Here is a 6000-nt window from a genome sequence, read left to right on the forward strand (position 1 = left end):
CGTGGGGGAGATCACGCTCTCACCTTACAGCGCCTTCACCGCCACCTTCACCGGCTTCTCGATCTCGAGCGGGTTGCGCAGCGGCAGGCCGAAATCCTTGGCCTCGATCTCGAACGTGTCGCCTTCCTCAGTCCTGATGCCGTCGGCGAAGGAGAGCGTGGCGGTGCCGAACATGTGCACATGCACGTCGCCAGGCTGGCGGAAGGCCGAATATTTGAAGTGGTGATGCTCGAGATTGGCGATCGTGTGCGACATGTTCGCCTCGCCGGACAGGAACGGCTTTTCCCAAAGCACTTTGCCGTCGCGCCAGATTCGTGAAGAGCCCCTGATGTCGGCGGGCAGCTCGCCTATCAGGATTTCCGGTCCGAACGAGGCGTTGCGCAGCTTGGAATGGGCGAGGAACAGGTAGTTCACGCGCTCGGTCACATGGTCGGAAAACTCGTTGGACAGCGTGAAGCCGACGCGGAACGGCGCGCCGTCGTCGCCGATGACATAGATGCCGGCGATCTCCGGCTCCTCGCCGGCGTCCTGCGCGAAGGCTGGTGACATCAGCGCGGCACCGGGCGCCACCGCCATGGTGCCGTTGCCCTTGTAGAACCATTCCGGCTGCACGCCGATCTCGCTCTTGGCCGGCTTGCCGCCCTCCAGCCCCATGCGGAACATCTTCATGGAATCGGTGAGTTGCTCCTCGCCGTCGCTGAGCTTCTTGTGCATGGAATCGCGCGTCGCGGCGGAGCCGAGATGTGTAAGCCCGGTGCCGGTAAGGTGGAGATGCGCGGGATCGGGGTGATTGATTGGCGACACCAGGCGTCCCTTCTTGTAGGCGGCGTCGAGGTCGACCGTCTCGCCATAGCCCTTGCGCTCGATCAGCGCCTCGAGCCCAGTGCCGGTGCGGGCTGCCTCCATCGCCAGCGAATAGACGCTGCGCGCGCCGTTGATGATCCGGGTCTTGCCGCCGCTGCGGGCAACAACGCGGATCGTCTCGGCGTCATCGAGGATCTGGGAAATCAGCATGATGAACCCTCTCTCTTTTGCCTTGGCCCGGCTGCCGATTGGCAAGCCCTGACCAGCGCGGCCCGGAACCGATCCGCGCCACGGTTGAAACTATTCGTCCGGATTGCACTCGCGAGCCTGGTCCTTCCAGGACTTCTTCGCGCCGACGGGTTGCCGGCAGCTTCGCGATCTAGAACCCGTATGCCTCCTTAGTCCTTGCCTCCGGCCTCTACGCCTTGTTCTTGTTGTAGACGTCGAAGATGACGGCACCAAGCAGCACCAGGCCTTTGACCACCTGCTGCCAGTCGACATTGACGCCCATGATCGACATGCCGTTGTTCATCACGCCCATGATGAAGCCGCCGACCACGGCGCCGATGACCTGTCCGACACCGCCCATCGCCGAGGCGCCCCCGATGAAGACGGCGGCGATCACGTCGAGCTCGCTGCCCAGACCGGCGGCCGGGACGGCCTGGCCGAGGCGAGCGGCGATGATCAGGCCGCCGAGCGCCGACAGCACGCCCATGTTGATGAAGACGAGCAGCGTCAGCCTTTCGGTGTTGATGCCCGACAGCTGCGCCGCCTTGGCGTTGCCGCCCATCGCATAGATGCGGCGGCCGATGGTCATGCGCTTGGTGACGAAGACGAACAGCGAGATCAGCACGCCCATCACCAGAAGCACCACCGGCAGGCCCCTGTAGCTGGCGAACTGGAAGACCAGGAACAGCGCCAGCGCGCTGCCGACCAGCGTCTTGACGACGAACAGCGGGAAGGGCTCGGCCTCATAGCCATGCCGTTCGCGCTTACGCCGTGTCCTGAAGCCGAAATAGGCATAGGCCAGCACGGCGACCAGACCGAGCACGATCGTCGTCATGTGCAGCGTAAGGCCGCTGCCGACGATGGTCTTGCCGGCGGCATTCACCGTCGGCGGAATGAGCGTCAGCGGGCCGATGACGTCGGGGATGAAGCCGGAGCTCAACGCCTTGAAGCTGTCGGGAAGCGGGCCGACCGAGGAGCCGCCGCCAAGCAGTGCCTGGCAGATGCCGCGGAAGATCAGCATGCCCGCCAGCGTCACGATGAAGCTCGGTATTCGGTGATAGGCGATCCAGTAGCCTTGCGCCGCGCCGATAAGCGCACCGACGATCAGGCAAATGATAGAGACCACCAGCGGATTGCTGAATACACCGAGCGGCCAGATGACCATCATCATTGCCGCAAGCGCGCCGATGAAGCCGGCGACCGATCCCACGCTGAGATCGATATAGCCGGCGACGATCACCAGCAGCATGCCTAGCGCCATCACGATGATGAACGAGTTCTGCTGCACCAGGTTGCTGAGGTTGACCGGTTTGAACAGCGTGCCGGACGTCGTGTACTGGAAGAACAGCATGATGACGATCAGCGCGATGATCAGTCCGTATTCGCGCAGGTTCGTCGTCAGCGCCGAAACGGCGACGCGCGGACCATGCTTGACGTCTTCGGCGACGCCGCTCTGCGGCGCGGGAGCGCTTTCTGTGCTCATGAGGCTTTTTTTCCTTCTCCCCGAACGATGGCGCGCATGATCTTTTCCTGGCTGGCGTCGCCTGCCGCCATTTCGCCGACGATACGCCCTTCGTTCATGACATAGATGCGGTCGGTGATGCCGAGCAATTCCGGCATTTCCGACGAGATGACGACGATTGCCTTTCCCTCGGCGGCGAGGCGGGCGATGATCGTGTAGATTTCGTACTTGGCGCCGACGTCAATGCCGCGCGTCGGTTCGTCGAGGATCAGCACTTCCGGGTCGGCGAACAGCCATTTCGACAGCACCACCTTTTGCTGGTTGCCGCCCGAAAGATTGCCGGTCAGCTGATAGACGCTGGATGCGCGGATGTTGGTCTTCTTGCGATAGTCGTTGGCGACGCTCATCTCGCGCATGTCGTCGATGACGCCGCGGCTGGAGACGCCTCCCAAATTGGCCAGCGTCACATTGTGCTTGATGTGGTCGATGAGGTTGAGGCCAAAGGTCTTGCGGTCCTCGGTGACATAGGCGATCCGGTTCTCCACCGCCTTGCTCACCGTCGAAAGATCGAGAGGCTTACCCCTGAGCAGGACCTCGCCGCTGATATGCCTGCCGTAGGAACGGCCGAACAGGCTCATCGCGAATTCGGTGCGGCCGGCGCCCATCAGCCCGGCAATGCCGACCACCTCGCCCTTGCGCACGTTGAGGTTGACATTCTTGATCACCTGCCGCTCGGCGTGGATCGGATGGTACACCGACCAGTTTTTCACTTCGAAAATAACCTCGCCGATCTGCGGCTCGCGCGGCGGGTAGCGGTCGTCGAGCGAGCGGCCGACCATCGAAGTGATGATCCGGTCCTCGCTGATGTCCTTCCTGGGCAGGGTCTCGATGGTGCGCCCGTCGCGGATCACCGTCACCTTGTCGGCGACGCGGTTCACCTCGTTGAGCTTGTGCGAGATCAGGATCGAGGTCATGCCCTGGCGCTTGAACTCGAGCAGAAGATCGAGCAGCGCCTGGCTGTCCTTTTCGCTGAGCGAGGCGGTCGGCTCGTCAAGGATCAGCAGCTTCACTTCCTTGCTGAGCGCCTTGGCGATCTCGACCAGTTGCTGCTTGCCGACGCCGATATTGGTGATCAGCGTCTTGGGATCTTCCTTCAAGCCGACTTTGTCGAGCAGGGCCTTGGTGCGCTTCTCGTTGGCGTTCCAGTCGATGACGCCGTAGCTGGAGTGCTCGTTGCCCAGGAAGATGTTTTCCGCGATCGACAGCATCGGCACCAGGGCAAGTTCCTGGTGGATGATGACGATGCCGATATGCTCGCTGTCATGGATACCCTTGAAGTGGCATTCCTGACCGCGAAAGACGATCTCGCCTTCATAGGTACCGGTCGGGTAGACGCCCGACAGCACCTTCATCAGGGTCGATTTGCCGGCGCCGTTCTCGCCGACGATGGCGTGGATCTCTCCTTCCTCGACGCTGAGGTTCACGTTCGACAGCGCCTTCACGCCGGGGAACGTCTTGGTGATGTCGCGCATCTCCAAAATCGTCGAGCTCATCAGGAATTCCGCTCCCTGGCGCAGGCCTTCCGTTTCCGGAAAACGTTATGCGCGAAATCAACATACTGCAGTCTGGCTCGCGCCGCGATGGCGCATGGCGCTGCAGAAGCCGGCAAAAACAATACCGGGGTCGCTTCTGAACGAAAAGGGGCCCTGCGTCGCGCAGGACCCCTCCCTTAAAGGCTGGATTACTTCAGCTCTTCGGCCTTGATGTAGCCGGAGTCGACGACCAGCGCCTTGTAGTTCGACTTGTCGACCTCGTGCGGCGTCAAGAGAATCGAGGGAACGACCTTGACGTCGTTGTTGTAGGTCTTGGTGTCGAGGCCGTCGGGCTTGCCGCCGGAGAGCACCTTGTCGACCAGCTGCACGGTGGCCTTGGCCAGCTCGCGGGTGTCCTTGAACACGGTCGAATACTGCTCGCCCGAAATGATCAGCTTGACCGAGGCGGTCTCGGCGTCCTGACCGGTCACGATCGGCCAGGGCTGAGCATCCGTGCCGTAGCCGACAGCGCGCAGCGAGGCGGTGATGCCGCGCGACAGGCCGTCATAGGGCGACAGAACGCCATCGACGCGGCTGCCGTCCGAGTAGTTGGCCGAGAGCAGGTTGTCCATGCGGGCCTGGGCGGTGGCGGCGAGCCAGCGCAGTGTGCCGACCTTGTCCATGCCCATCTGGCCGGACTTGATCTTGATCGAGCCGTCGTCGATCAGCGGCTGCAGGACCGACATCGCGCCGTTGTAGAAGAAGAAGGCGTTGTTGTCGTCGGGCGAGCCGCCGAACAGCTCGACGTTCCACGGCTTGGTGTTCGGGAAGCGCTCCTTGAGGCCCTTGACCAGGGAATTCGCCTGGATCACGCCGACGCCGAAATTGTCGAAGGTGGTGTAGTAGTCGACATTCGGGGTCTTCTTGATCAGCCGGTCATAGGCGATGGTGACGACGCCTGCGTCATTGGCCTTCTGCAGCGCATCGGCCATGGTGGTGCCGTCGATCGAAGCGATGATGAGCGCTTTCGGGCCTTTCGTGATCTCGTTTTCCAGCTGGCTGAGCTGGTTCGGGATGTCGTCCTGCGCGTATTGCAGGTCGACCGTGTAGCCCAGCGCTTCGAGCTGGGACTTGACGGCGTCGCCGTCGTTGATCCAGCGCTGCGAGGTTTTGGTCGGCATCAGCACGCCGACGAGACCCTTGTCGGCGGCGTGCGCCGAATAGGTCGTGGCGGCAATGCCAAGGGCCGCGACGGCGGCCAGCGTCTTGATGATCTTCACATTTACTCTCCCTGGTTGATGGACGCGACACCTCGGGGCTTCGCGGGCCGCGCAGTCGAACAGGAGCGCAATCGCGCCTCTGTCGGCTTTATCGATCTCCGGTATCCTCCCAATCGGCCCGCGACGCAGTTTCAATCGATACGATTTTGCTCGTTGCCGATCGCTGCGTCTCGGAACGCGCGAAGGGTGTGTCCCTTTGACATAACTGTCAAATGCGATCTTTGCTGGTTGCTATACCGAAACTGGTATGATTTAGCGTAGCGCAGAGAACTGCCGGAGAGGCTGGGAAATCATGGCGGCGCTGCGCGATCCTGATACGATTTCAGGAAATTACGAGAAGCTTCCGGGGGACGGTGAAACGCTGCTGCGCAGCGGCCTGAGCCTGCGCCATATGCGGATGATCGCCGCGCTCGACGATCACGGACGGGTGAGCGCCGCCGCCCAGGTTATGAATATTTCCCAGCCGGCGGCCTCGCGCATGATTGCCGAGATGGAGGCGGTGCTCGACGTGAAATTATGCGAGCGGCTGCCGCGCGGCGTGACGCTGACCCCTTACGGTCAGGCGCTCGCCAGGCGCGCCCGCTCCATCCTGCTCGAAATGCGCGAAGCCGACCGGGAGATTTCGGAGCTCAAGGCAGGCAAAGGCGGCTCGGTGTTTCTCGGCGCCGTGACCGCGCCGGCGATCGAGCTGGCG

Annotated in this window: 5 protein-coding genes; 1 reads left to right on the forward strand and 4 read right to left on the reverse strand. The window is 62.4% G+C overall.

Going from position 1 to position 6000, the window contains the following annotated elements; genetic code table 11:
• Window positions 1–24 precede the first annotated feature (24 nt).
• The 4 genes from araD1 to chvE form a co-directional block, all read right to left on the reverse strand.
• Entirely contained in the window at window positions 25–1014 is a 990-nt protein-coding gene (gene araD1 / locus EOA32_RS10270; protein ID WP_128371687.1) for an AraD1 family protein, read from the reverse strand.
• 208 nt (window positions 1015–1222) lie between these two features.
• Window positions 1223–2515 (reverse strand): multiple monosaccharide ABC transporter permease, encoded by a 1293-nt coding sequence (gene mmsB / locus EOA32_RS10275; protein ID WP_128371688.1) that lies wholly within the window; start codon window positions 2513–2515, stop codon window positions 1223–1225.
• On the reverse strand, window positions 2512–4047 hold the full coding sequence (gene mmsA / locus EOA32_RS10280) for a multiple monosaccharide ABC transporter ATP-binding protein (protein WP_128371689.1): 1536 nt from the start codon (window positions 4045–4047) through the stop codon (window positions 2512–2514). Before mmsA ends, mmsB begins: the two co-directional genes overlap by 4 nt.
• A gap of 188 nt (window positions 4048–4235) precedes the next feature.
• Complete coding sequence (chvE, locus tag EOA32_RS10285; protein WP_066996783.1) at window positions 4236–5306, reverse strand: multiple monosaccharide ABC transporter substrate-binding protein; 1071 nt, start codon at window positions 5304–5306, stop codon at window positions 4236–4238.
• A gap of 292 nt (window positions 5307–5598) precedes the next feature.
• On the opposite strand from chvE, the gene EOA32_RS10290 reads away from it, so the two are divergent.
• The coding region (locus EOA32_RS10290) for a LysR family transcriptional regulator (RefSeq protein WP_145971284.1) at window positions 5599–6000 on the forward strand (402 nt) is incomplete at its 3' end.

Origin of the sequence: Mesorhizobium sp. M1A.F.Ca.ET.072.01.1.1 (genome assembly GCF_004023325.1) — a bacterium.
Lineage (GTDB): Bacteria > Pseudomonadota > Alphaproteobacteria > Rhizobiales > Rhizobiaceae > Mesorhizobium.

Coding starts and splice junctions, on each gene's coding strand:
- araD1 (WP_128371687.1), bottom strand. CDS start 1,014: ATGCTGATTTCCCAGATCCTCGATGACGCCGAGACGATCCGCGTTGTT.
- mmsB (WP_128371688.1), bottom strand. CDS start 2,515: ATGAGCACAGAAAGCGCTCCCGCGCCGCAGAGCGGCGTCGCCGAAGAC.
- mmsA (WP_128371689.1), bottom strand. CDS start 4,047: ATGAGCTCGACGATTTTGGAGATGCGCGACATCACCAAGACGTTCCCC.